Here is a 23841-nt window from a genome sequence, read left to right as displayed (position 1 = left end):
TCATTGTGTACGTCCGGTGGCGGGTCTAGGCGTCGGTTCGCTTGAGCCGGAGCGCCGCGGCGGCGAACATCAGGACGACCCACCCGGCGAAGACCGCGATCCCCGCGCCCGGCGAGAGCGAGCCGGAGGACTCGGTGAGCGCGTAGACCGCGCCGCCCGCGTTCGACGGGAAGTACGGGCTGAGCGTGTCGTACCAGGAGTCCGGCAGCAGCGAGGCCAGACCCGGCAGGATCAGCAGGATGCCCGCGAGCGCGGCGATCCCGCCCGCCGGGGAGCGCACGAGAGCGCCGATGCCGACGCCGAACATGGCGACCAGGCCGAGGTAGAGGCCCGCGCCCACGAGGCTGCGGACCACGCCGTCGTCGGTGAGCGACAGGGCGATCGACTCGCCGTCGAGCCCGATCCGACCGACCAGGAACGCGGCGAACGCGCCGACGGTGGTGACGGTGAAGACGCTGATCCCGGCGACGAGGCCCTTGGCCCACAGGACCGGGAGGCGCTTGGGGACCGCGGCGAGGGTCGAGCGGATCATCCCGGTCGAGTACTCGCCGGCGGTGAGCAGGACGCCGAGGACGCCGACGACGAGCGAGGCGAACGACAGGCCGGTCAGGGCGAGGCTCACCGCGTCCGAGGATCCGGTGTCCGCACCTGGCGGGCCGCCCATGCCCGCGGCGGCGTCGGGGCTGTATGTGAATGAGGCGACCGCCCCGAACACGCCGAGCAGGACCAGGCCCAGGCCCAGGGTGATCCAGGAGGAGCGCAGGGTCCGGAACTTCGTCCACTCGGATCGCAGGACCCGTCCGAAGGTGACCTTCTTGACGACGGTGCGCGCGGGCCGGGTCTCCTGGAGTTCGACGGTGGTCATCAGACTGCCTTTCCGACGGTGACGGGCGCGGAGTGGTACTCCACCTCGTCGCGGGTGAGGTCCATGAACGCCTCTTCGAGCGAGACCGACAGCGGCGTCAGCTGGTGGACGAGCACGTCGTGGTCCAGTGCGATCCGCCCGATCTCGCGGGCGCCGAGGCCGGTGACCATCAGTTCCTCGTTCGAATAGGAGGTGACGCTGACCCCGGGACCGCCGAGGAGCGATTGCAGCCGCGGCGCCTGGTCGCTGAGGACCTTCACTCCGCCGACGGTGGCGGCGACGAGGTCGGTCACGGTGGTGTCGGCCAGGAGCCGGCCGCGTCCGATGATGATCAGGTGGTCCGCGATCTGCGCGGTCTCGCTCATCAGGTGCGAGGACAGCATGACCGCCCGGCCCTCGGCTGCGAGGGACGAGAGCAGGTTCCGCACCCACAGGACGCCTTCGGGGTCGAGGCCGTTGACGGGCTCGTCGAGCATGACGACCTCGGGGTCGCCGAGCAGCGCGGCGGCGATGCCGAGGCGCTGGCCCATGCCGAGGGAGAACGCGCCGACGCGCTTGTGCGCCACGGATCCGAGCCCGGCCAGGTCGATCACCTCGTCGACGCGCTTGCGCGAGATCCCGTGGGTCTGCGCCAGGGCGGTGAGATGCCCGACCGCGGAGCGGCCGGGGTGGACGGACTTGGCCTCCAGGAGCGCGCCGATCTCGTGCATGGGCGCGGCGTGCCGGTCGTAGGTCTTCCCGTTGACGGTGACGGTCCCGGCGGTGGGCCGGTCCAGTCCGAGGATCATGCGCATGGTGGTCGACTTCCCGGCCCCGTTCGGGCCCAGGAACCCGGTCACCTCGCCCGGCTTCACGGTGAAGTCGAGATGGTCGACCACGGTCTTGTCGCCGTAGCGCTTGGTCAGTTCGCGTGCCTCGATCACGGGCTTCCTCGTTCCGCTCCGGCCGCGGCGTGCGCTGCGGCTCATGGGATCGACGCTACGAGGATCCGGGTCGCGCGCCCTGGCACCGTGGGCGAATCTTTCGCCCCGGAATGGGACCGTGGTACCAGTGCGCGGCCCGGCCGTTCAGGGCCGGTCGGCGCCTTCGGTCACGAGTTTGCGGGCCAGCTTGTCGACGGCCTGGTCCAGGACCTCCCGGTCGGCGGGGTCGAGTCGGCGACGATGGTCGATAGCGCGGTCGACACGATGGTCAGGTCGAGCGCGGCCATGACCATGCCCAGCAGGATCGCGACGAACACGAGGGTCCGGCGTGACTTCGCCAGCGGCGGCGCCGTGTCCACCACAGCATCATTCGTGCTCACCCCGGCCTCCGTCCGCCCTATGTGGGCAGAATGTAGACCAACGTCGGTGCCGCCGAAACCGATTCGGCGATCACCGTTCGACCGCCCGCAGTGGTACCACGGTCCCAGTTGGTCCCAAAAGATTCCCCCTCGGTCCCATCCTGCGCCGTCCCGGCGATCGTAGGTTTGGGCCAGGAGGTTCGCTGGTGAATGCACGATCCGATCGCGCCGGGCACATTCTGATCGCCGACGACGACGAGTCCACCGTCGCGATCCTCTCCGCCGCACTCCGACTGACCGGATTCGACGTCGACACCGTGTACGACGGCCCCTCATGCCTGCGGGCCGCGGCGGACCTGCGGCCCGACCTGGTCGTACTGGACGCCGTGCTCCCCGTGATCGACGGCTTCGAGGCCGTCGCCCGGCTCAAGGAGGGCGACCCCCGGATTCCGGTGATGTTCCTGTCGGCGCGGAGCAGCAGCCGTGAACGCGTTCGCGGGCTCCGGCTGGGAGCCGAGGACTATCTCGCCAAACCGTTCGACCTGGAGGAGCTGCTCCTGCGGATCGAGGTGATCCTACGGCGCAACCGCGCGGACGCCCCCGTGAAGAACCCCGTCCTCAGCTGCGGCGACCTCGAACTGAACGAGGACACGCACGAAGTCCACCGCGCCGGGAGGACGATCCACCTGTCCCCCACCGAGTACCGGATGCTCAAGTACCTCCTCGTCAACGCCAAGACCGTGCTGAGCAAGGCGCAGCTCTTCGAGCACACGTGGGGTTACGCCTTCACCGGCAACAATCAGATCATCGAGTCGTACATCCACCTGCTGCGCAAGAAGATCGACTTCGCCGAGCCCCGACTGGTCCACACCGTCAGAGGCTTCGGATACACGCTCAAACTCCCGGCGGCCGCCCGCGCCACCGGTCGTGAATAAGGCCGGGCGAGCTCCGCGGCATGCGAGCGGGGCGGGCCGCGGCAGCTCCGCCGCGGCCCGCCCCGCTCCGATCGTCCTTGCGCCGCCAGCTGTGAGTGAGAGACAACCGCTGGACTGCCTGCGCTCCGGAACCATCGTCGTCCGCAAGTCAACCCGAGCGAACTCAATCCGTCCTTCAGGTGAACTGACGGTTTCCTTGAAGTCTCGGCACACTGGACCCCGCGCGCCCGGGGGGTCAGCGCCGGGGCGCCCCGAGCACCGGAAGGAAGACCGTCTCGACGAACCGCCGCGATCTCGCCGCGTGCGGCGGCGCGGTCGAGGATCAGGTGCATCGTTCCTGCGGTCGGGTGCCCGATCGCGTCCTGAAGGGCCTGGACCAGCTGGGGGTCGCTCTTGGCGTCCTTCCCGATCGCGGCCATCAGCGCACCGTCCTCATCCGCGATCAGCAGCGACCGGCGAACGCACGCGAGCAGGTCGCCGCGCAGGCTCCCGGTGTCGATGTCCTCCAGCCACGAGGGCGTACCCTGCCGCAGCGCCTCGGCCGACGGATCCGAAGAGGCGAAATAAGTTACTAATTGTAATGATTTATGCGCTTTTCTCGCGCATCGCCTGATTTCTTCAAGGAAACGTTGAGTTCACCGGAAGTTCAGCTAGAGATACTCCGGGTTCACTCATGGCAGTCCCAAGCGACCAAGGAGTGCCTATGAGTCAAGACGCCGGCCATCTGCGCCGCACCGCAAGCGCACTGCACTCGTTCAACCGGTTCGAGATCAAGTACCTCCTCTCCTATGAGGAGGTCCCGAAACTGCGGGAGGCCCTGCGCTCGCGCATGGAGGCCGACCCGTTCACCGTCCGCGGCGGCTACCCCGTCGCGAGCCTGTACTACGACTCCGCCTCGCTGCGGTACTACTGGGAGAAGATCGAGGGCCTGCACTTCCGCCGCAAGCTGCGCATCCGCAACTACGGCGACCGGCACGAGCTCACCGACGAGACCCCGGTCTATATCGAGATCAAGCAGCGGGTCAACCGGGTCACACAGAAGCGGCGCGTCAAGGTGCCGTACCTGCTGGCGCGCAAGCTGTGCGACGAGGCGGTCCTCATCGACCACCTGCCCGAGCAGCGGCCGTTCCTCGAAGAGGTCATGGGCCTGGTCGAAGGCCACGGCCTGCGCCCGACCGCGATCACCGCCTACAACCGCGAGGCGTACCTCGGCGCCGACGCCGACCTCGGGCTCCGGGTCACCATCGACCACCGGGTGCGGGGGCGCGACCGCGACTTCCACCTCGGCGCCGAAGTCGAGAACCGGCTCATCATCCCCCCGCACAAGACCATCGTCGAGGTCAAGGCCAACGAACGGGTCCCGTACTGGGTCACCGACACCGCCGCGAGCCTCGGCATGGCCGTCGTGCGCGTCTCCAAGTACTGCCAGAGCATCGAGGCGCACGGCCAAGCGCCGCGCTCGGTCTTCCACGTGCCGGTCGAGGAGGACTACGCCGTCCACTCCAAGCCCGAGCACAGCGAGGCGGCCGCGCAGGTCTCCTAGCACCTGCGCGTCTCCGACTCCGTCCCCCAGTGTCCCTACACGAGGGCGAACCGCCCTCCTCTCAATGGAAAGCAAGCCGCTTCAATGGATTTCCTGACCAACCTCAGTGACAACACCGGCGAGTTCAGCTACCTGGACATCGCGCTGTCGCTGTCGCTGTCGTTCCTGCTCTCGTGCGTCATCGGCATCGTCTACCGCAAGACCCACCGCAACGTCTCGTACTCGCAGTCCTACGTGCAGACGATGATCGTCATGGGCGTCATCATCTCGATGATCATGCTCATCATCGGCTCCAACGTCGCCCGCGCCTTCGCGCTCGTCGGCGCCCTGTCGATCATCCGGTTCCGCAACGCGCTCAAGGAGACCCGCGACGTCGGGTACATCTTCCTGGTGATGGGCGTGGGCATGGCCTGCGGCACCGGCTTCTACACGCTCGCGATCATCGCGACGGTCGTCATCTGCCTGGCGCTGCTCATCATGCACCGCTTCAACTGGTTCCACCACTCCGTCCAGCGCCAGGTCGTCAAGGCGCAGGTCCCCGCGCACGAGGACTTCGCCGGCGATATCGACGACGTCCTGATCCGTTTCACCGACGAGTACGAACAGGTGAGCATCGAGACCATCCGCGGCGGTGCGCTGACCGAGATGACGTACACGGTCAGGCTCAAGAGCGGCAAGACCTCGAACGAACTGCTCGCGGCGCTGCGCGACGTCACCCAGGGCCAACAGGTCACCGTCCTGACCGGCTACGACCAGACGGACCTCTAGCCATGGGCGCCAAGGGCAAGCGGCTGCGCCACCGGATTCCGGTGAGCCTGCGCCACTACTGGAGGCTCATCGCCGGCTCCGTCGGACTGCTCCTGGTGCTCGCCCTCGTCATCGGCACCGTCCGGGTCTCGGCCCTGGCCTACTCCGACTCGAACGAGGGGTTCACGGTGAACTACGACATCGAGGGCACCGTGGACCTGTTCGACACCTCGGTCGCGCACGAGATCGGCCTTGAGTTCAGCGAGGACGACTACCAGGACATGATCGCGGTGTTCCAGGACTCGGGAGAGAAGGAGTGGATCAAGGCCGACATCACCATCGACGGCACCACGGTCCACGACGTCGGCATCCGCCTCAAGGGGAACTCGACGCTCTCCTCGCTCGGCGGCGGGTCCGCGGACGGGGGCATGGAGGGGATGATGCCCGAGGGCATGGAGCTTCCTGAAGGCATGGAGATGCCCGAAGGCATGGAGGGCATGGAGTTCCCCGGCGGCGGCGAGGGCGGCGCCGGGGGCATGGGAGGCATGGGCGCCGGTGCGTCGCTCAGCTTCGACGACCCCGAAGGGCTCCCGTGGCTCGTGGACTTCGCGAAGTACGTCGACGGGCAGGTCTACCAGGGCCGTCAGCAGATCAGCTTCCGCGTCGACTCGGGCCTCGGCGGCGGTTCGACGCTCACCGAGGCGGTCGCCGCGGAGCTGGTCGAAGCCAGCGGTGAGTCCTCGTACGACTGGACGTATGCGAGCACGTCGGCCAACGGCTCCGAGGCCGTCACCCGCCGGATCGTGGACATCATGGACACCACCTGGGCGGCCGAGGAATTCGGAGCGGATGCCGGTGTCCTCTACAAGGGCCGCGCCGGCGGGGACATGTCCTACCAGGGCGAGGACCCCAAGGACTACGAGGACGACTTCAAGCAGATCAACATGTCGGGGAACGACGAGCTCCAGTACCTCGTCGACTTCCTCAAGTGGCTCGACCAGGCCGACGACGCGACGTTCGAGGAGGAGCTGGGCGAGTGGGTCGACGTCGACTCGTTCGCGAACTACACCGCGCTCCAGAACCTGATCTCCAACGGCGACGACATGTCGGGTCCGGGCAGCAACTACTACCTCTGGTACGACTACGACACCGGGCTGATCAGCATCATCACCTGGGACCTCGACCTGACCCTCTCGGACGCCACGCTCGCGCCGAGCGAGTCCCCCTCGGTGCTGGCCGGCATGGGAGGCGAAGGCGGCTTCCCCGGCGGCGGTGAGATGCCCGAAGGCATGGAGATGCCTGAGGGTATGGAGATGCCCGAGGGCATGGAGGAGATGTTCGGCGGTGGGGGCGCCGGGGACTTCAAGGACCGGTTCCTCACCGTGTTCCAGGACGAGTACACGGAGGCGTACAGCGAACTGTACGAACGGCTCTACGGCTCCGGGACCGCGCTCGAAGCGATCGACGAGGCCGCCGCCGCGGCCGAGCTGAGCGGCGCCGAGGGCGTCGACGAGGACGCCGCGTCGCTCAAGGCGTTCGTCCAGGAGCGCAGCGAGTTCCTCGCCGTGGTGCTCGACGCCGACTGACCGCGAACGGCCGGATGATCCGGCGGCGGGGCCCGGGAAAGGGTGTACCGGGCCCCGCCGCCTTTTACGTGGAGGCGGTGGGCGCGGGCGCCAAGGGGACACCGCCGGGGTCAAGGATGCCGGTCCCCCGGCAGGAGCACCCGGAACGTCGCACCGCCGCCGGGCGTCGAGGACACCTGGACGCAGCCGCCGTGGCCCGCGACGATCGCCGCCACGATCGACAGCCCCAGCCCGGAGCCGCCACGCTCCCCTCCCTCGACGCGCGCACGGCCGGGGTCGATCCGGTAAAGCCGCTCGAAGACGGCTTCGGCGTACTCGGGCGGCACACCGGGCCCGGTGTCGGCGACCTCGACCACCGCGGCCGGCGGCGGGGGCGGCTCGCCGATCTGCGCCAGGCACGACCACTCGCACCGGCGACTCCGGCCCAGGCGCAGCGCGATCTTCGCATCGGGCGCCGTGTGCGCCAAGGCGTTCACCACGAGGTTCGTGACCACCTGGCGCAACCGCGGCTCGTCGCCGACGACCTCGACGGTATCGAGGAGACCGTCGCCCTCGTGCAGCGGCTCGATCGCGATGAACCGCCCCGGTTCGCGGACATGGGCGTCGCCGACCACCTCGGCGCACAGCCCGAGCAGGTCCACCGGCCCCTGGCGCAGGGGCCTGTCGCGGTCGAGGACCGCCAGCAGCATGAGGTCGTCGAGCAGCCGGCCCATCCGGCGCGACTCGGCCTCGATGCGGCCCATCGCCTCGTCGAGCACCGGCCCGGGCGGGGTACCGCCGCGCCGGTACAGCTGCGCGAAGCCGCGGATCGAGGTGAGCGGGCTGCGCAGCTCGTGGGAGGCGTCCGCGAGGAACTGCCGGAGCTTCGCGTCCGAAGCCGCACTGTCGTCGAGCGCCGCCTGAATGCGGGTGAGCATGGTGTTCAGCGCCGCGCCAAGACGCCCGGTCTCGGTGTGCGGATCGGTGTCCGCGACGCGTTCGCCCAGCCTCCCCTCGGCGATCGCCGCCGCGGTCGACTGCATGCGGTCGAGGGGGCGCAGCCCGACCCTGACGACCCAGGACGCGCACAGCGCGAGCAGCACCAGCACGGCGAGCACGACGACGCCGCCGATGACGACCAGGCTCCCCGTGGCGGCCTCGACGGTCTCGGCGGACAGCGCCAGCGCCTCGAACCCGTCCGCGGTGTCCAGGACCAGGATGCGCCAGGCGTTGCCGTTCACGTCATCCACTGTGTACGGCGCTGCGGACGAGGCGTGCCCGGCGAGGTCGCCGAGGCCTGTCAGGGCCGGGAAGTCCGCTTCGCCGTCCGGCTGCCCGAAGGTGCCGACCAGGGCGCCGTCCTCGTCGTACACGTAGACGCGGGGGCGTTCGGATACCGGTGCCCGAGGTCCGGGAGATCCGACTCCGTCGGGGAGGCCCTCCGGGGGCCGGAAGTTCCCGGCGTCCTCCGCCGCGGTCCTGAGCCGGTCGTCGATGCGGTCGGTCAGCACGTCGCCGAGCAGGGCCGTGGCGGTGATGACCGCCGCCGAGAGCGCCAGGCCGCACAACGCCACGATCGCAACGGCCATGCGCGAGCGAACCGTCAAGTGCCGCCATCGACGGGGGCGCGGCGTCGTCCGGCCCGGCAGGGATGCGACGCGTCCGCGGGGCGCGAGTGGGCATCCCATGACGGGAAGTCTCAGGCCCTTCGCTCAGCGCCGCGTCGACTCCTCCTCAACGCCGCCTTGAGAATCAGGATCGCGAGGACATATTGAGCGGTCTTCAACCTGGTTTGAACCCGAACCGTAGATCATCTGCGATCATGCGCACGAAGATCTCTCGCTCATTCATGTCCTCGATCGCCCTGGCCGCGGCCGGCCTGATGCTGGCCGCGTGCGGCAGCGACGACGACGGCGCGGGCACCGCCGAGGAGAGCGCCTCGGCCGACGGCGGCATGTTGAGCGCCTACCTCACCTGCATCGACGAGCAGGGCATAGACCTCCCCGACGACTGGGCCGAAGGGATGTCGGGCTTCGATCCCGGCAGCCTCCCATCGGGCATGCCGACCGACATGCCTTCGGACATGCCCACGGACATGCCGACCGATATGGCGGGAGGGTTCGGGGGAGGCGGATTCGAAGCGCCCGAAGGCGTCAGCGACGAGGACTGGCAGGCGGCGCAGGAGGCGTGCGCGGACGAGCTCCCCGCCGGTGGCGGGTTCCCCGGCGGCGGAGGCGAGGGCACTGACGACCTCACCGCCTACCGCGACTGCCTCTCCCAGCGTGGCGTCGAGTTCGGCGATGACCTCGCCGCTCTCGACGACACCGACCCGGAGACGGCCGCCGCGATGGAAGAGTGCGCAGTCCTGGCCCCGGAGACCGCGACCGACTCCGAATCCTGAAGACCCGCGAGGAAGGCCCGGTGGTCGTCCACCGGGCCTTCTTCGTCTTGTGGGCCTTCCAGACTGCGGAGACGGGACTCGGTCCCAGTCGCGGACGCAAGATTCCCCTCCAGTCCCATGGTGACCGTTCCGGCGGCTTGTAGCTTCAGTGCCGATCCGCCGCCGACGCAGTCGACGGACACTGCATGATCGTGCAGCTCCGCCTCGTGCGGAGCCTGAGCGCCCCACCGAATGGAGCACCTGCTGATGGCAACTGTTCTCTACCGGCTCGGCAGGGGATCCCTACGCCCGCGATGACTCGTCCTCGCCTCTTGGGTCGACTCGACCGAATTCGATGACCACCAGATGCGCAAAGGGACCTCCCTTCGCCGGTGGATCACCCTCGCGCTGCTGGCCTCCTGCCAAGTGCCATCGCCCATCACAGGGCCGCGGCGCTCGGCAGCCGCCTGACCTGACCGGCCTCGCCCGCCTCTACGGCGAGATCACCCGGGCCACTCACCACGCCGACTTCCATAACCGGCGGTCAGAGTGGATACGCGACCACAACGAGCAAGCCCGCGGATCCCACTTCGCCGACCGCGGCACCATCGAAAAAGGAAAGCGTCGGCGCTTTCGTGCTGCCAGAATGCCCCCATGAGCGACAAGCACCCCGCCGGGCTCACCACGCGCCAAGCGCGCGCGTCAGACGCGACCGCACTGGCCGAGCTCGACCCAATCGCCGCAGCAGGCGACGATGCCCGCCGCGCCAGCATCACACATTGGTGCGAACACGGCCTGGCCCTCATAGCCGAAGACCCGTCCGGGCCACTCGGCTACAGCGTCCTGGAGAACATCTTCTTCGAGCACGGATTCGTCACCATGCTGATGGTCGCGCCCCACGCACGCCGCCGGGGCGTGGGCACCCAGCTCCTCAAGGCCATCAATGCCGCATGCACCACCCCGAAACTGTTCACCTCGACCAATGTCTCCAACCACCCGATGCAGCAACTGCTGCACCAGAACGGCTGGACCCCGGTCGGTCTAGTCCATGGCCTGGACGAAGACGATCCCGAACTGTTCTACCTCTGCCACGGCAACTAGGAAACTTCCACCGACGTGGGTGCGGTCCTGACCTGGAGCGCCCGCCGCTAGCAAACCGGCATGAGCGTGGACGAACTGTTCCGGCATCGCCGGCCCCCGGCATCAGGCCAGACCACGAGCATCCGGATCGCCGCACTCCTCCTGGCCGAAGAAGCAAACACCCACTGCGGCAACAACACCGCAGACCACTTCCACCAGCTCGCCGCCGCAGCCACCCTGCTCGAACAACGAATGGAAGGCAAGGCCCTCGCCGCAGAAGCCATCATCCTGGGAACCCCCTGCAGCGGGCCCACGGGAAATCTGCCCTCATTGTCGAACTGGTAGCCGTCCGGCACCTTGATGCCGATCAATCCACGCCGGAAGACCCACAGTATGAAGAGCGCGAGGGCGAGTTGCGGAAGCGGACCCATGGACGGGTTGATAACCAGCGCACGAATCGCCAGCACGAGGATCGCGGTCGCGAATGCAATCATGAGCCATGCGAGCCAACCCACCCAGAGCCGAGCCCTGCCGAGCCGGCGGGCAGGCATGAGTGAGGGGGACTCCATCAGATGACCCTGGTCGGAACCGGTCGCCAACCTGCGCACTGAAGCTCAACGCCACCACAGCAGCGGAGCAAAGCGGACAAGCGAGAAATGCCCGCCAACTGAGACACACTCTCAGTACTGCTGCGGCACTCGGCGATCCTGCGATGGAGCAATCGAGGCTGCTGGCGTGACCGGCGGGGTTGCCGCAGGCACCTGGTCTTGTCCTCAGTATCCGCCGTCGTTCGAAGGACGTGACGGTATCGCAGCCTGGGCTTCACGGCGATCGTGGTGGCCGGGCTCTTCGGGATCCTGATCGTCTATGGGTACGGCGAGTTCGATGCGGCGCTCTACCAGGACGTGGAGATGCTGTGCCCCATGAACGCAGCCGGGACGCATATCAGTTGGGAGTACCCTGCTTGACCAGCAGGCCGTTGATCTTGATGACGTCAGCGCACCGTAAGGGTCTTACTCGAACCTAGAGAAAAGGTCGCAAAAGCCTGCAGCGCTCGCGAAACAGACTATCTGGATACTGCCGGAAACCTCCCGATCGCGCCCGGCCGCCCGAAATTATCGACCGCCAACTCCGCTATATCTAGGACGCATACGAAAACACCGGGAACATCATTGATGTTCCCGGTGTCCGTCTGTCGGGCTGACAGGACTTGAACCTGCGACCCCTTGACCCCCAGTCAAGTGCGCTACCAAGCTGCGCCACAGCCCGTTTTGCTGCGTTGCCGCAGCGGTGACAACTTTAGCGTATGGGCTGGGGGGCGGGTGAGGCGAGGTCCCCTGTGTGAGGCGGGCTATTTGCGCTTGTCTTTTTTGCGGGATTCGCGTGGTTTGACCACGAGTTCGATGGGCGTGCCCGGGAAGCCGAAGTCTTCTCGGAGCTTGCGCTGGATGAACTTGAGGTACTGCTTCTCGAACGGGGCGTTCGTGAAGAGGATGAAGCGCGGCGGCTCCGCGGCGGCCTGGGTCGCGTAGATGACCTTCGGGGCCTTGCCCGAGCGGGTCGGGTGCGGAGTGGCCGCCTGGAGCGTGCTGATCCACTGGTTCAGCTCGCCGGTGGTGATGCGCTGGCCCCAGCCTTCGAGGGCGACGCGGAGGGATCTGGCGATCTTCTCCACGGCGCGGCCCGTGAGCGCGGAGACGTTGACCCTCGGGGCCCAGTTCACTTGACCGAGTTCTCGGTCGATTTCTTTTTCGAGGTAGTAGCGACGGTCCTCGTCCACCAGGTCCCATTTGTTGAAGGCCAACACCAACGCGCGGCCACTCTCCACTACTTGCGTCAGGACACGCTGGTCCTGTTCGCTGATGGGCTCACTGGCGTCGAGGAGCACCAGGGCCACCTCGGCGGCCTCAACAGCGGCTTCGGTGCGGAGCGCCGCGTAGTACTCCGTGCCCGAGGCGAACTTCACGCGCTTGCGCAGGCCCGCGGTGTCGACCAGGATCCAGTCCTCGCCGTCGATCTCGACGACCGAGTCGACGGGGTCGACCGTGGTGCCGGCGACGTTGTCGACGACGGCGCGGTCCTCCCCGGCGATGCGGTTGAGGAGGCTGGACTTGCCGACGTTGGGGCGGCCGACCAGGGCGATGCGGCGGGGGCCGCGCTCCTTGAGCTGGCCGGTGGGCTCCTCGGGGAACGCCCAGATGATCTTGTCGAGCAGGTCGCCGGAGTTGCGGCCGTGGAGGGCCGAGATCGGGAACGGCTCGCCGAGGCCGAGGCTCCAGAGGTCGTGGACCTCCGCTTCCTGGCGCTCGGAGTCGGCCTTGTTGGCGACGAGGATGACCGGCTTCTGCGTCGAGCGCAGGATGCGGACCGCCGCCTCGTCGGCGTCGGTCGGCCCCACGCGGGAGTCGACCACGAAGACGATGACGTCGGCGGTGCGCATGGCCAGCTCCGCCTGGAACGCGATGGACTTGGCCATCCCGTCCGCGTCGGGCTCCCAGCCGCCGGTGTCGACCAGGCTGAACTCCTTGCCCGACCACTCGGCGTCGTACGCGATGCGGTCGCGGGTCACGCCCGGCTCGTCCTGGACGACCGCGGCGCGGCGGCCCAGGATGCGGTTGACCAGGGTCGACTTGCCCACGTTGGGGCGGCCGACCACGGCGACCGTGGGGACCGGGCCGCGGCCTGCGGGCTCGTCGAGGCCGTCGTCGGCCTCGTCGAACTCGAAGTCGTCGTCGTCCCAGGTCGGTTCGTCAGTCATCGATGTCCCTGTTGTTCAGCAAGGCCAGGATCTTGGCCACTACCTCCACGATCGGCAGCGTCGTGGAGTCGATCACCACGGCCCCGGCGGGGGCCTCCAGGGGCTTGGTGGTCTTCGAGTCGGCGGTGTCGCGCCGCTCGATGTCCTTCGCGGTGGCGCCGGCGTCGGCGCCGTTCTCGGCGGCGCGGCGCTTGGCGCGCTCGACGGGGTCCGCGGTGAGGTAGACCTTGACGTCGGCGTCGGGGGCGACCACCTCGACGATGTCGCGGCCCTCGACCACGATGCCGCGCTTGGCGTTCGCGATGATGCGGCGCTGCTCGTCGATGAGGAACTTCCGGACAGTCTTGTTGCCCGCGACCGCCGAGACCGCCTTGGTGACGTCGTCGGAGCGGATCGCCAGGTCGGCGTCCTCGCCGTCCACGCGGGTGAACGGGTCGTCGGGCGCGGTGCCGAACTCCAGCTTGGCGTTCTTCACCGTCTTGGTGACCTGCGCGGTCTGGGAGGGGTCGACACCGGCCTTGAGGACGGCGAGGGTCGCCGCCCGGTACATCGCACCGGTGTCGAGGTACGCCGCTTCGATCGCGGTCGCGAGGGTCTTGGACACCGTCGACTTCCCGGCTCCGGACGGGCCGTCGATAGCGACGACCGGTCCGCTCTTCTGCTCAGGCACTGTCGGCTCCGTTCTTCAAGTGCAAACCCCGCAAACCTACATCATGCCGGGTCAGGCGAGCCGGGGCGCCGAACGGCGCCGGTCCACAGTCGGCCTAGCGATCCACGACACGCGCCCCCAGCGGCCACAGTGCGAGCGGGATCATCTTCCAGTTCGCCACGGCCAGCGGGATGCCGATGATCGTGATCGCCTGGGCGAAACCGGTCACCAGGTGGGCGATCGCGAGCTCCCACCCGAACAGGATGAGCCACAGGATGTTCGCCACCAGCGTGAGGCACCCGGCCTGCGGGTCGTAGACCACGGTGCGCCCGAACGGCCACAGCACGTACCCGGCGAGCCGCATGTTCGCGATGCCGAACGGGATCGTCACGATGAAGATGCAGAACACCAGGCCCGCAACGAAGTAGCCGATCGCGAGCCACAGCCCGGCGAGCACGAACCAGATGATGTTCAGAATCGTCTTCATGCTGAGACCCTAACCGGGCCTTGCCCATCCCGTCGCTACAGCAGGCTGTACAAGGCTAGAGCCCGACCTCGCGGAACAGCTCCCCCACCTCGTTGGGGGTGAGCCGCCGCAGCGTCCCCGGCTTGAGGTTGCGCAGCTGGACCGGGCCGATCTCGGTGCGCACCAGGCGCGAGACGTGATGCCCGACCTCGTCCATGAGGCGCCTCACAATGTGCTTGCGGCCCTCGTGGATGGTGATCTCGATCAACGACTGCCCGGCGTGCTCGTCGATGATCTTCAGCTTGTCGGCCTTCGCGGGCCCGTCCTCCAGGTCGACGCCCTTGAGCAGCCGGTTCCAGGTGGGCTTGTCCATGATCCCGTTGACCTGCGCGCGGTAGACCTTCGGCAGGCCGTGCGACGGGTGCATGATCCGGTTCGCGAGCTCGCCGTCGTTGGTGAGCAGCAGCAGCCCCTCGGAGTCGGTGTCGAGCCGGCCCACGTGGAACACGCGGTGGTCGAGGCCCTTGGCGTACCCGCCCAGCGAGGGGCGGCCCTCCTCGTCCTCCATCGTCGAGACGATGCCGCGCGGCTTGTTGATCGCGTAGTAGACCTTGTCGACGTCGGTCACGACGCGCTTGCCGGAGACGTGGATGACGTCCTTCTCGGTGTCCACGCGCTGGCCGAGTCGGGCGGGCTCACCGTTGACCTTCACCTTGCCGCGGGAGATCAGCTCCTCGGCGGCGCGGCGGGAGGCGATCCCGGCCTGCGACAGGACCTTTTGCAGGCGTACGCCCTCTGCGTCAGCGTTGTTCATCTTCCTCGATATCCGTCACGTCGTCGGGCAGGAACGGGGCCAGCTCGGGGAGCTGGTCGACCGAGTCCAGCCCGATCTTCTCCAAGAACAGGGTGGTGGTGCGGTAGAGCGTCGCCGTCGAGTCCGGGTCGGTCCCGCACTCCTCGACCAGGCCGCGCGCCAGCAGCGTGCGGATGACGCCGTCGCAGTTGACCCCCCGGATGGCCGAGATGCGGCCGCGGGTGACCGGCTGCCGGTAGGCGACCACGGCAAGCGTCTCCAGCGCCGCCTTGGTGAGGCGGGCGGAGGCGCCGTCGGTCACGAAACGCTCCACGAACCGGGCGTAGTCGGCCCGGGTGTAGAAGCGCCAGCCGCCGGCTTGGCGACGCAGATCGAATCCGCGTCCGTCACCAGTGTATTCGGCGCTGAGCCGACCCAGCGTCTCGCGCACCTGTGAGCGCGGTCGCTCCAGGACCGAGGAGAGGAACTCCTCGGAGAGCGGCTCCTCGGCGATCATGAGGATCGCCTCCAGGACCGCGCCGAGGTCGACGTCCTCGGGGACGGGGCTGGGGGCCGCGTCCTCGGGTTCGTCCTCGGCCTCGGGTTCGGGGGCGGCCTCGGTCGCCAGCGCGGCCGCGTACTCGTCGACGTCGCCGACGGGTTCGTCGGCGGGCGTGTCGGCGCGCAGCGGCTCGGCCTCGGTGCGGGCGCCGGGCATCTTCCACGTCGCGAGGTCCCGGTCGAGGGACCCCTCCAGGTGCTCGGTCATTCGTTCGGCTCCTCCCCCGTCTCCGCGGGCGCGCCCGCGTACTCGTCGACCTCGATATCGGTGTTCCCGGTGCCGCCGAGCCACCTGACGGTGAGTTCTCCGAGCGCCTGCATCTGCTCGAACCCGACCAGGGCCTCGCGGTAGAGCTCCAGGAGCGCGAGGAAGCGGGCGACGACTTCGAGGTGGGTCTCGCAGTCGGAGGTGAGGGCCCGGAAGGTCGCGGTCTGGACGCGCTGGAGGCGGCGGGAGAGGATCACGGCGTGCTCGCGCACGGAGACGCGCTGGACGTGGATGTGGCCGGTGCCGACGGTGGGGGGCGGCTTGGGCTTCATGGCCTTCCCGGCGAGGGCGGCGAGGGCGTCGGGGGTGAGGTCGAGGACGAGTTCGGGCAGGAGGCCCTTGAAGCGGTCTTCGAGGCCGACGTTGCGGGCGACGCGGGTGGAGGCGGAGTCGGCGAGCGCGGAGAGGGCGCCGGCGGCCTCCTTGTACGCCTTGTACTGGAGGAGGCGGGCGAAGAGGAGGTCGCGGGCTTCGAGGAGGGCGAGGTCCTCTTCGTCGTCGACGACGGTGCCGGGGAGGAGGCGCGCGGTCTTGAGGTCGAGGAGGGTGGCGGCGACGAGGAGGAACTCGGAGGTCTCTTCGAGGTTCCACGCCTCGTCGAGTCCGGTGACGTAGGCGATGAACTCGGAGGCGACCTCGTGGAGGGCGATCTCGGTGACGTCGAGCTTGTGCTTGCCGATGAGCTGGAGCAGCAGGTCGAAGGGGCCCTCGAAGTTGACGAGCCGGACGCGGAAGCCGGTCTCGGCCTCGTCCGGTTCGCCCTCCCGCTGGGTCGGGAGCTGGGGCAGCTGCTGGTCGCTCACGCACGCAAGCTTAGACGGGCCCCGCAGACGCTACGGGGTGAACTCTGGGTTTCTTGTCCGGGAACGCGATCGGGTGACTGTTTGTCTGTGCCGCTACTTGTCCGTGGCGGCGATGAGTTCGCGCGCGAGCTGGCGGTAGGCGCGGGCGCCGGAGGAGGCCGGGGCCCACGTGGTGATGGGCTCGCCCGCGACGGTGGTCTCGGGGAAGCGCACGGTGCGGGTGATGACGGTGGAGAACACCTTGTCGCCGAAGGCTTCCACGACGCGCTGGAGCACCTGGCGGGAGTGCGTGGTGCGCGAGTCGTACATGGTGGCGAGGATGCCGTCGAGTTCGAGGTCGTAGTTGAGGCGCTCGCGGACCTTGTCGACGGTGTCGAGGAGGAGGGCCACGCCGCGGAGGGAGAAGAACTCGCACTCCAGGGGGACGAGGACCGAGTGGGCGGCGGTGAGCGCGTTGATCGTCAAGAGCCCCAGGGACGGCTGGCAGTCGATGAGGACGTAGTCGAAGTCGGGGATGACGGGCCGCAGGACGCGGGCGAGGGTCTGCTCGCGGGCGACCTCGTTGACGAGCTGGATCTCGGCGGCGGAGAGGTCGATGTTCGCGGGGAGGAGGCGCAGTCCGGCGACGTTGGTCTTGACCATGACGTCGTCGATGTCGACGTCCTCCTGCATGAGGAGGTTGTAGACCGTCAGGTCGAGGGTGTGGGGGTTGGTGCCGAAGCCGACCGAGAGCGCGCCCTGGGGGTCGAAGTCGACGAGGAGGACCTTGCGGCCGTACTCGGCAAGGGCCGCACCGAGGTTGATGGTCGTGGTGGTCTTTCCCACCCCGCCCTTCTGGTTGGCCATGGCGATGACGCGGGCCGGGCCGTGGCGTTCGAGCGGCTGGGGCTGGGGGATGTCCCGCTTGCCGGTGTACGCCTCGGGGTCGGGCGAGGACAGGTCCCCGTCGCCGTCAGTGGGAGGCACCTGCGCGGCCCCGCGCAGGGCGGCCCACTTGTCATTGCTGTCCACACTGCTCATTTCCGCCTCCGGGTGCGAGTCGGCACCGGGTGCCGGGCGTCTCACCATTGCCTGTCATAGCGACTGTACGTCAGTGTATCGAGGCTGTCGACGGCTTGCGAGACTCCGAGGCACCCGGTGTGGGATCGCTTGCTGCATCGCGGCGGCGCGTGCGGGCCGTCCGCGTGCTCAGCGGGACGCGAGGGTCCCCTGTGTCCTCAGTTCTCGGCGAGGACCTGCGCGATCGGCATGAGCGGCAGGTGGTGCGTGATCGCGACGGGCTCGTTGACGACCTGCCCCGCATAGGTGTTGAGGCCGCCGGCGAGGGCCGCGTCGGTGCGGAGGGCCTCGGCCCAGCCGTGGTTGGCGAGCTTCATGACGTACGGGAGCGTCGCGTTCGTGAGCGCGTACGTGGAGGTGTTCGGGACGGCGCCGGGCATGTTGGCGACGCAGTAGAACAGCTTGCCGCCGTAGTTGAACGTCGGGTCGTCGTGGGTGGTGGCCTTCGAGTGGGCGAAGCAGCCGCCCTGGTCGATGGCGATGTCGACGAGGACCGCGCCCTCCTTCATGTCGGCGAGCACCTCGTCGTCGACCACGGTGGGGGCCTTGGCGCCCGGGACGAGGACGGCGCCGATGACGAGGTCGGCCTCGCGGCAGGCGCGCTTGACCTCGAAGCGGTTGGAGACGATGGTGCGCAGGCGGCCCTGGTAGAGGTCGTCGGCGGCGTGGAGCTTGTCGAGGTTGAGGTCGAGGAGCTCGACGTCGGCGCGCATGCCGACGGCGACGGCGGCGGCGTTCATGCCGGAGACGCCCGCGCCGATGATGACGACGCGCGCGGGCGGGGTCCCGGGGACGCCGCCCATGAGGGTGCCGCGGCCGCCCTCGGGGCGCTGGAGGTGGTAGGCCCCGGCCTGGACGGCGAGGCGGCCCGCGACCTCGCTCATGGGCGCGAGGAGGGGCAGGCGGCCGTCGCGGGTCTGCACGGTCTCGTATGCGATGCCGGTGACGTGGCGCTCCAGGAGCGCGTCGGTGCACTCGGCCGACGCGGCGAGGTGGAGGTACGTGAAGAGGGTCTGGCCGGGGGACATCCGGTGGAACTCGTCCTGGATCGGCTCCTTGACCTTGAGGACGAGATCGCCTGAGCTCCAAGTGGAGTCGGCGTCGGGGCAGACGACGGCCCCGGCTGCGCGGTAGTCGTCGTCGGTGATGGCCGAGCCGAGCCCGGCGCCGGTCTCGACGCTGACATGGTGGCCGGCGGCGACGAGCTCGTGGACCCCGGCGGGGGTCAGGGCGACGCGGTACTCGTTGTTCTTGATCTCGCGGGGGACGGCGACTTTCACTCTGCGGGTTCCTTCCGAAGCGTTGTGCCAGTTCGGGGCCGGTCGGCGTCCCGCACGGGCAGTCTAAGACGCGCAGCGCCCTGAGCCCGGCATTCCTTCTGGGTCAGCGGTTCGGACGGCGTCGTCGCCGTGATCGTAAGTCGGCCCGCCACGCGAGTGCGCGACGGGCCTGGGTTTTCGGTAACACGGAATCGTGCGCCTCAGCGTCGTTCGAGGTGGAGGCGGGCGAGGTTGAGCGCGAGCGCGCACACGCCGTTGCGGATCTCGCCGTCCACGACCGCGTCCAGGGCCTTGTCGAGGTCCCACCAGACCAGCTCGATCGCGGCCTCCTCGTCGGTGCGCTCGTGCCGGTCGGCCTCGGGCACGGGGGTGAGGCCCGTGGCGAGGAAGTAGTGGATGAGCTCGTTCGAGATGCCCGGGGTGGTGTAGAACTCACCGAGCTTGACGAGGTCGGCGGCGGCGAGGTCCACCTCCTCAGCCAGCTCGCGGCGGGCGGTCACGGCCGGGTCCTCCCCCGCGACGTCGCGCAGGCCCGCGGGGAACTCCCACATGCGCTCCTTCGGCGGGACCCGGTACTGGCGGATGAGGCCGACCCTGCCGGACTCGTCGAGCGGGACGGTGACGACGGCGCCGCAGTGGTCGAGGAACTCGCGGCGGGCACTCCCCCCGTCCGGCATCGCGACGGTCTCGGCGGTCAGGTCGTAGCACCAGCCGCGGTGGACGATTTCGCTGTCGAGGACTCGGTATTCATGCACGGGAGCCACACTAGCCCGGACAGGGCTCATTCCTCCCCGGCGAGCCGGTTGAGGCGCTCGCGGAGGGCTTCGAGGGTCTCCCGGGTGGGCAGCGGGGCCCCCGAGAGCGCCGACAGGAACAGGCCGTCGCCGACGAGGCGGACGATCTCGGCGGTGACGGGGTCCTCGATCTCGGCGTGGAGGGCGTCCTTCCAGCCGTCGAAGATGAAGAGCATGTCCGCCTGGGCGGCCGCGGACAGCTGGTCCTTGCCCCGCATGGCGGTGAGCAGGGCCCACAGCCCGGCCGCGGACTCGATGTCGGCCACCTCCGAGACGCGCAGGAACGTGTCGACGACGCCTTCCTTGCGGGCGCGGGCGATCGTCGCCTCCTCCTCTTCGCGGAAGCGCCGGGCCAGGCCGTCGTACAGGTCGGACTTGGACTTGAAGTGGTACAGCAGGCCGCCCTTGGACACGCCGGCCTCGGCGGCGACCCGCTCCAGCGTCACCCCGGCGCTGCCCTCCTCCACGAGGCTGCGCTGGAGCGCGTTGAGAATCCGGTCACGCGTGCTCGGTTCGTCCTTGGCCATGAGACCTCCCGCTTGCTACTATACCGTCTGGACGGTACAGCGAATTCCGCTGAACCGTCGATTCGATCACAAGCTTCGCCGAAGCGCCCCAGGTGTCCACCTGCGGGCCTCCCGGTTCTGGAAATCCAGTTCGGGCGGCCCTCGGCCCGCGAGCTGATTCAGAGGAGGACACCATGACGACGACCCTGCCGCAGCACGCGGGACCGCGCCCGCGCTTCACCGCGAAGCAGATGTGGGCGCTGGCCGTGCTGGTGCTCCCCGTACTGCTCATCTCCATCGACATGACCGTGCTCGGCTTCGCCGTGCCGTTCCTGTCCGAGGACCTCGAACCGTCCTCCTCGCAGCTGCTGTGGATCGTGGACGTCTACGGGTTCACGCTCGCCGGACTCCTGGTCACCATGGGCACGATCGGCGACCGCGTCGGCCGCCGCAGGCTCCTGATCATCGGCTCGGCCGCGTTCGCCGCCGCGAGCGTCATCGCCGCGTACGCGACGTCCGCGGAGATGCTCATCGCCGCCCGCGCGTTCCTCGGCCTCGCCGGGGCCACGCTCATGCCGACCACGCTCGCGCTCATGCGGAACCTGTTCACCGACGGCCGCCAGCGCAAGTTCGCCATCGCGATCTGGGCCTCCGGGTTCTCCGCGGGCTCGGCCGCCGGGCCGATCGTCGGCGGCTGGCTGCTGGAGCACTTCTGGTGGGGCTCGGTGTTCCTCATGGCCGCACCGGTCTCGATCGCGGTGATGATCGCGGCGCCGCTGCTGCTGCCGGAGTCGAAGGACCCGAACCCGGGCCCGATCGACGTCGTCAGCGTGCTCATGTCGTTCCTGGCGATGTTCCCGTTCGTGTACGGCGTCAAGACGATCGCCGAGAAGGGCGCGTCGTGGGCGGCGGTCGCGGCGATCGGGTTCGGCATCGCCATGGCGGTCCTGTTCGTGCGGCGCCAGCGCCGCCTGGAGCACCCGCTGCTGGACCTGAACCTGTTCGGCATCAGGCGCTTCAGCGCCTCGCTCGCCACGAACTTCACGATCGTGTTCGCGATGATCTCGTCGCTGTTCCTGCTGACGCAGTACCTCCAGCTCGTGCTCGGGTTCTCCCCCATGCAGGCGGGGCTCCTGCTGCTGCCGGAGGTGACGGTGTCGATCGTCGCGGGCCTGGTGGCGGTGCGGCTGTCCGAGCGGATCGGCATGGCGCGCACCATCGTCGGGGGCCTGGCGTTCGTCATCGCCGGGTTCGCCGCGATGGCGTTCGTGGGCGTTGACGAGGGCGCGCTGGTGGTCGTGGGGGCCTCGGTCCTCATCGGCTCGGGCGCCGGCCTGGCGCAGACGGTGACCAACGACGCGATCCTCGCGGCGGCCCCGGCCGACCGCGCCGGGTCGGCCTCGGCCATCTCGGAGACCGCGTACGAGCTCGGCGGCGCGATGGGCGTCGCCCTGCTGGGGTCCCTCGCGACCGGGATATACCGGAGTGAGCTCGGGGACGCGCCCGCGGGCGCGTCGGAGACGCTGGGCGAGGCCGTGCACGTCGCGGCGACGCTCCCGGCCGAGGCCGGGGACGCGCTGCTCACGGCGGCGCGCACCGCGTTCACGCACGGGCTCCAGTCCGTGGCGCTCATCGCCGCGGGCCTGATCCTGATCTCCACGATCGCGGTCGGCCGGGCCCTGCGGACCAGGAAGGCGTTAGCGGACGCGGAAAGGGCGGGGCTCCGAGGAGCCCCGCCCTTTCCGCTTGTCTCGCTTACGCCTCGATGTCGAGGCGCTCGGCGGCCTGGCGCTTCAGGGCCGCGGCGACCAGGCCCGCGAACAGCGGGTGCGGGCGGGTCGGGCGGGACTTCAGCTCCGGGTGGGCCTGGGTCGCGACGTAGTACGGGTGCTGCTCGCGGTCGAGCTCGATGAACTCGACGAGGCGCCCGTCGGGCGAGAGGCCCGAGATGACGAACCCGGACTTCGCGAGCTGGTCGCGGTAGGCGTTGTTGACCTCGTAGCGGTGGCGGTGGCGCTCGTTGACCTCGGTGGCGCCGTAGACCTCGGCGACGATCGAGCCCTCGGCGAGGTTCGCCGGGTAGGTGCCCAGGCGCATCGTGCCGCCCATGTCGCCGCGGCCCGCGACGATCTCCGTCTGGTCGGCCATCGTGGAGATGACCAGGTGCTCGGCCTCGCGGTCGAACTCCTCGGAGTCGGCGCCGACGAGCCCGGCGATCTCGCGCAGGCCCTCGATCGCCATGCACTGCAAGCCCAGGCACAGGCCCAGCGTCGGCACCCCGCGGGTGCGCGACCAGGTGAGCGCCTCGATCTTGCCGGGCACGCCGCGGTCGCCGAACCCGCCGGGGATGACCACGGCGTCGACGCCCGCGAGGGCCTTCGCGGTGTCCTCGGGGCTCCCGCACCGGTCCGAGATCACCCAGCGGACGTTGACCTTCGCGTGGTGCGCGAACCCGGCCGCGTGCAGGGCCTCCACGACGGACTTGTACGCGTCGGGCAGCTCCACGTACTTGCCGACGATCGCGACCTCGACGGTGGCCTGCGGGTTGTGGACGCGGTCGAGCAGGTCGTCCCACGCGGTCCAGTCGACGTCCTTGAACGGCAGGTTCAGCTTGCGGACCACGTACGCGTCCAGGCCCTCCGAGTGGAGGGTCTTCGGGATCTCGTAGATCGACTTCGAGTCGGGCGCCGAGACGACCGCCGCCTCGTCCACGTCGCAGAACCCGGCGATCTTGCCCTTGAGGCCGTCGGGCAGCGGGCGGTCGGAGCGGCACACGATCGCGTCGGGCTGGATGCCGATGCTGCGCAGCTGCGCCACGGAGTGCTGGGTGGGCTTGGTCTTCATCTCCGAGGACGCGGCCAGGTACGGCACCAGCGACACGTGGAGGAAGAAGCAGTTGTCGCGCCCGATGTCGTGGCGGTACTGGCGGATCGCCTCCAGGAACGGCAGCGACTCGATGTCGCCGACCGTGCCGCCGACCTCGGTGATGACGACGTCGGGGACGCGCCCGGTCTCCGGGTCGGGGTCGGCCATCGCCGCGAGGCGGGACTTGATCTCGTTGGTGATGTGCGGGATCACCTGGACCGTCGCGCCGAGGTAGTCGCCGCGGCGCTCCTTGGCGATGACGTCGGAGTAGACCTGCCCGGTGGTGACGTTCGCGTCCCGAGACAGGTTCCGGTCGAGGAACCGCTCGTAGTTGCCGATGTCGAGGTCGGTCTCACCGCCGTCGTCGGTGACGAAGACCTCGCCGTGCTCGTACGGGTTCATCGTGCCCGGGTCGACGTTGAGGTAAGGGTCGATCTTCTGCATCACCACGTACAGGCCGCGGGCCGTCAGCAGGTTCCCGAGACTGGCGGCGGTCATGCCCTTGCCGAGGGCGGAGGTGACCCCACCGGTGACGAAGAGGTGCTTCGTAGTGCGGATCTGACCATTCGCAGCGCTGGCCAAGGCGGACTCCCGTGGTGTTCGTGGCGAACGAGCCGCTCAATAAAGCAGCCGGTGGATCGC

22 protein-coding genes, 1 tRNA gene and 2 pseudogenes are annotated in these 23841 nt (G+C 69.0%); 8 read left to right on the top strand and 17 right to left on the bottom strand.

Features of this window, described 5'->3' with window-relative positions:
- Positions 1–25 precede the first annotated feature (25 nt).
- From AB0A65_RS10955 to AB0A65_RS10945, 3 genes are all read right to left on the bottom strand, one after another.
- The gene (locus AB0A65_RS10955) at positions 26–865 is read right to left on the bottom strand and encodes an ABC transporter permease (RefSeq protein ID WP_359949769.1); all 840 of its coding nucleotides are present in this window, start codon (positions 863–865) and stop codon (positions 26–28) included.
- Positions 865–1788 (bottom strand): ABC transporter ATP-binding protein, encoded by a 924-nt coding sequence (locus tag AB0A65_RS10950; protein ID WP_359949766.1) that lies wholly within the window; start codon positions 1786–1788, stop codon positions 865–867. The genes AB0A65_RS10955 and AB0A65_RS10950 overlap by 1 nt, the downstream gene beginning before the upstream one ends.
- Positions 1789–1955: 167 nt before the next feature.
- Positions 1956–2168: a hypothetical protein gene (locus tag AB0A65_RS10945; protein WP_359950081.1), complete on the bottom strand. Its 213-nt coding sequence runs from the start codon at positions 2166–2168 to the stop codon at positions 1956–1958.
- 185 nt (positions 2169–2353) lie between these two features.
- On the opposite strand from AB0A65_RS10945, the gene AB0A65_RS10940 reads away from it, so the two are divergent.
- On the top strand, positions 2354–3082 hold the full coding sequence (locus AB0A65_RS10940) for a response regulator transcription factor (RefSeq protein WP_359949763.1): 729 nt from the start codon (positions 2354–2356) through the stop codon (positions 3080–3082).
- 296 nt (positions 3083–3378) lie between these two features.
- Here AB0A65_RS10940 and AB0A65_RS10935 read toward each other — a convergent pair.
- Positions 3379–3567 (bottom strand): annotated as a pseudogene (locus AB0A65_RS10935) (TetR/AcrR family transcriptional regulator C-terminal ligand-binding domain-containing protein); the annotation flags it as partial.
- 218 nt (positions 3568–3785) lie between these two features.
- On the opposite strand from AB0A65_RS10935, the gene AB0A65_RS10930 reads away from it, so the two are divergent.
- The 3 genes from AB0A65_RS10930 to AB0A65_RS10920 all read left to right on the top strand — a co-directional run bounded on the left by AB0A65_RS10930 (position 3786) and on the right by AB0A65_RS10920 (position 6958).
- Positions 3786–4625: a polyphosphate polymerase domain-containing protein gene (locus AB0A65_RS10930; RefSeq protein WP_359949760.1), complete on the top strand. Its 840-nt coding sequence runs from the start codon at positions 3786–3788 to the stop codon at positions 4623–4625.
- Between the two features lie 84 nt (positions 4626–4709).
- Positions 4710–5393, top strand: coding sequence for a DUF4956 domain-containing protein (locus tag AB0A65_RS10925; protein ID WP_359949757.1), 684 nt, complete (start codon positions 4710–4712; stop codon positions 5391–5393).
- 2 nt (positions 5394–5395) lie between these two features.
- Positions 5396–6958 carry a CotH kinase family protein gene (locus AB0A65_RS10920; RefSeq protein ID WP_359949754.1) on the top strand — a complete coding sequence of 521 codons (1563 nt, stop codon included), beginning with the start codon at positions 5396–5398 and terminating at the stop codon, positions 6956–6958.
- A gap of 110 nt (positions 6959–7068) precedes the next feature.
- On the opposite strand, the gene AB0A65_RS10915 is transcribed toward AB0A65_RS10920, so the two are convergent.
- Positions 7069–8526 carry a HAMP domain-containing sensor histidine kinase gene (locus tag AB0A65_RS10915; RefSeq protein WP_359949751.1) on the bottom strand — a complete coding sequence of 486 codons (1458 nt, stop codon included), beginning with the start codon at positions 8524–8526 and terminating at the stop codon, positions 7069–7071.
- 233 nt (positions 8527–8759) lie between these two features.
- Between AB0A65_RS10915 and AB0A65_RS10910 the strand changes: the two genes are divergently transcribed.
- From AB0A65_RS10910 to AB0A65_RS10900, 3 genes are all read left to right on the top strand, one after another.
- On the top strand, positions 8760–9338 hold the full coding sequence (locus AB0A65_RS10910) for a hypothetical protein (RefSeq protein ID WP_359949748.1): 579 nt from the start codon (positions 8760–8762) through the stop codon (positions 9336–9338).
- A gap of 633 nt (positions 9339–9971) precedes the next feature.
- Positions 9972–10418 carry a GNAT family N-acetyltransferase gene (locus AB0A65_RS10905; RefSeq protein ID WP_359949746.1) on the top strand — a complete coding sequence of 149 codons (447 nt, stop codon included), beginning with the start codon at positions 9972–9974 and terminating at the stop codon, positions 10416–10418.
- 60 nt (positions 10419–10478) lie between these two features.
- Complete coding sequence (locus AB0A65_RS10900) at positions 10479–10742, top strand: hypothetical protein (protein ID WP_359949743.1); 264 nt, start codon at positions 10479–10481, stop codon at positions 10740–10742.
- Between the two features lie 850 nt (positions 10743–11592).
- On the opposite strand, the gene AB0A65_RS10895 is transcribed toward AB0A65_RS10900, so the two are convergent.
- The 11 genes from AB0A65_RS10895 to AB0A65_RS10845 form a co-directional block, all read right to left on the bottom strand.
- Positions 11593–11666 (bottom strand) — tRNA-Pro (locus tag AB0A65_RS10895).
- A gap of 82 nt (positions 11667–11748) precedes the next feature.
- Complete coding sequence (gene der / locus AB0A65_RS10890; RefSeq protein WP_359949740.1) at positions 11749–13155, bottom strand: ribosome biogenesis GTPase Der; 1407 nt, start codon at positions 13153–13155, stop codon at positions 11749–11751.
- On the bottom strand, positions 13148–13825 hold the full coding sequence (gene cmk / locus AB0A65_RS10885) for a (d)CMP kinase (RefSeq protein WP_359949737.1): 678 nt from the start codon (positions 13823–13825) through the stop codon (positions 13148–13150). The genes der and cmk overlap by 8 nt, the downstream gene beginning before the upstream one ends.
- A gap of 94 nt (positions 13826–13919) precedes the next feature.
- A complete protein-coding gene (locus AB0A65_RS10880; protein ID WP_359949734.1) occupies positions 13920–14291 on the bottom strand; it encodes a YccF domain-containing protein in 372 nt (123 codons plus the stop codon).
- 55 nt (positions 14292–14346) lie between these two features.
- The gene (locus AB0A65_RS10875) at positions 14347–15084 is read right to left on the bottom strand and encodes a pseudouridine synthase (protein ID WP_359949731.1); all 738 of its coding nucleotides are present in this window, start codon (positions 15082–15084) and stop codon (positions 14347–14349) included.
- Positions 15071–15832: an SMC-Scp complex subunit ScpB gene (gene scpB / locus AB0A65_RS10870; protein ID WP_359949728.1), complete on the bottom strand. Its 762-nt coding sequence runs from the start codon at positions 15830–15832 to the stop codon at positions 15071–15073. The genes AB0A65_RS10875 and scpB overlap by 14 nt, the downstream gene beginning before the upstream one ends.
- A complete protein-coding gene (locus AB0A65_RS10865; protein ID WP_359949725.1) occupies positions 15829–16695 on the bottom strand; it encodes a ScpA family protein in 867 nt (288 codons plus the stop codon). Before AB0A65_RS10865 ends, scpB begins: the two co-directional genes overlap by 4 nt.
- Positions 16696–16788: 93 nt before the next feature.
- Complete coding sequence (locus tag AB0A65_RS10860) at positions 16789–17715, bottom strand: ParA family protein (RefSeq protein WP_359949723.1); 927 nt, start codon at positions 17713–17715, stop codon at positions 16789–16791.
- Positions 17716–17912: 197 nt separating this feature from the next.
- Entirely contained in the window at positions 17913–19034 is a 1122-nt protein-coding gene (ald, locus tag AB0A65_RS10855) for an alanine dehydrogenase (RefSeq protein WP_359949720.1), read from the bottom strand.
- A gap of 200 nt (positions 19035–19234) precedes the next feature.
- Entirely contained in the window at positions 19235–19789 is a 555-nt protein-coding gene (locus tag AB0A65_RS10850; protein ID WP_359949717.1) for an NUDIX hydrolase, read from the bottom strand.
- A gap of 26 nt (positions 19790–19815) precedes the next feature.
- The gene (locus tag AB0A65_RS10845; protein ID WP_359949714.1) at positions 19816–20355 is read right to left on the bottom strand and encodes a TetR/AcrR family transcriptional regulator; all 540 of its coding nucleotides are present in this window, start codon (positions 20353–20355) and stop codon (positions 19816–19818) included.
- A gap of 173 nt (positions 20356–20528) precedes the next feature.
- Between AB0A65_RS10845 and AB0A65_RS10840 the strand changes: the two are divergent.
- Positions 20529–21767, top strand: a pseudogene (locus AB0A65_RS10840) (MFS transporter); the annotation flags it as partial.
- 322 nt (positions 21768–22089) lie between these two features.
- Here AB0A65_RS10840 and AB0A65_RS10835 read toward each other — a convergent pair.
- Complete coding sequence (locus tag AB0A65_RS10835) at positions 22090–23781, bottom strand: CTP synthase (RefSeq protein ID WP_359949711.1); 1692 nt, start codon at positions 23779–23781, stop codon at positions 22090–22092.
- Between the last annotated feature and the right edge of the window lie 60 nt (positions 23782–23841).

It is taken from the genome of Glycomyces sp. NPDC047010, from assembly GCF_040644205.1.
Classification (GTDB): Bacteria; Actinomycetota; Actinomycetes; order Mycobacteriales; family Micromonosporaceae; genus Glycomyces.
The sequence above is the reverse complement of the archived record's forward strand: the minus strand, read 5'-3'. Positions and strand labels throughout refer to the sequence as shown.

Excerpts from the sequence above, each read along its gene's own strand:
- AB0A65_RS10875 (WP_359949731.1), bottom strand. The coding sequence starts at position 15,084 with ATGAACAACGCTGACGCAGAGGGCGTACGCCTGCAAAAGGTCCTGTCG.
- AB0A65_RS10920 (WP_359949754.1), top strand. The coding sequence starts at position 5,396 with ATGGGCGCCAAGGGCAAGCGGCTGCGCCACCGGATTCCGGTGAGCCTG.
- AB0A65_RS10905 (WP_359949746.1), top strand. The coding sequence starts at position 9,972 with ATGAGCGACAAGCACCCCGCCGGGCTCACCACGCGCCAAGCGCGCGCG.
- AB0A65_RS10915 (WP_359949751.1), bottom strand. The coding sequence starts at position 8,526 with ATGGCCGTTGCGATCGTGGCGTTGTGCGGCCTGGCGCTCTCGGCGGCG.
- AB0A65_RS10925 (WP_359949757.1), top strand. The coding sequence starts at position 4,710 with ATGGATTTCCTGACCAACCTCAGTGACAACACCGGCGAGTTCAGCTAC.
- AB0A65_RS10955 (WP_359949769.1), bottom strand. The coding sequence starts at position 865 with ATGACCACCGTCGAACTCCAGGAGACCCGGCCCGCGCGCACCGTCGTC.
- AB0A65_RS10910 (WP_359949748.1), top strand. The coding sequence starts at position 8,760 with ATGCGCACGAAGATCTCTCGCTCATTCATGTCCTCGATCGCCCTGGCC.
- AB0A65_RS10930 (WP_359949760.1), top strand. The coding sequence starts at position 3,786 with ATGAGTCAAGACGCCGGCCATCTGCGCCGCACCGCAAGCGCACTGCAC.
- AB0A65_RS10860 (WP_359949723.1), bottom strand. The coding sequence starts at position 17,715 with ATGAGCAGTGTGGACAGCAATGACAAGTGGGCCGCCCTGCGCGGGGCC.
- AB0A65_RS10880 (WP_359949734.1), bottom strand. The coding sequence starts at position 14,291 with ATGAAGACGATTCTGAACATCATCTGGTTCGTGCTCGCCGGGCTGTGG.
- scpB (WP_359949728.1), bottom strand. The coding sequence starts at position 15,832 with ATGACCGAGCACCTGGAGGGGTCCCTCGACCGGGACCTCGCGACGTGG.
- AB0A65_RS10900 (WP_359949743.1), top strand. The coding sequence starts at position 10,479 with ATGAGCGTGGACGAACTGTTCCGGCATCGCCGGCCCCCGGCATCAGGC.
- AB0A65_RS10845 (WP_359949714.1), bottom strand. The coding sequence starts at position 20,355 with ATGGCCAAGGACGAACCGAGCACGCGTGACCGGATTCTCAACGCGCTC.
- der (WP_359949740.1), bottom strand. The coding sequence starts at position 13,155 with ATGACTGACGAACCGACCTGGGACGACGACGACTTCGAGTTCGACGAG.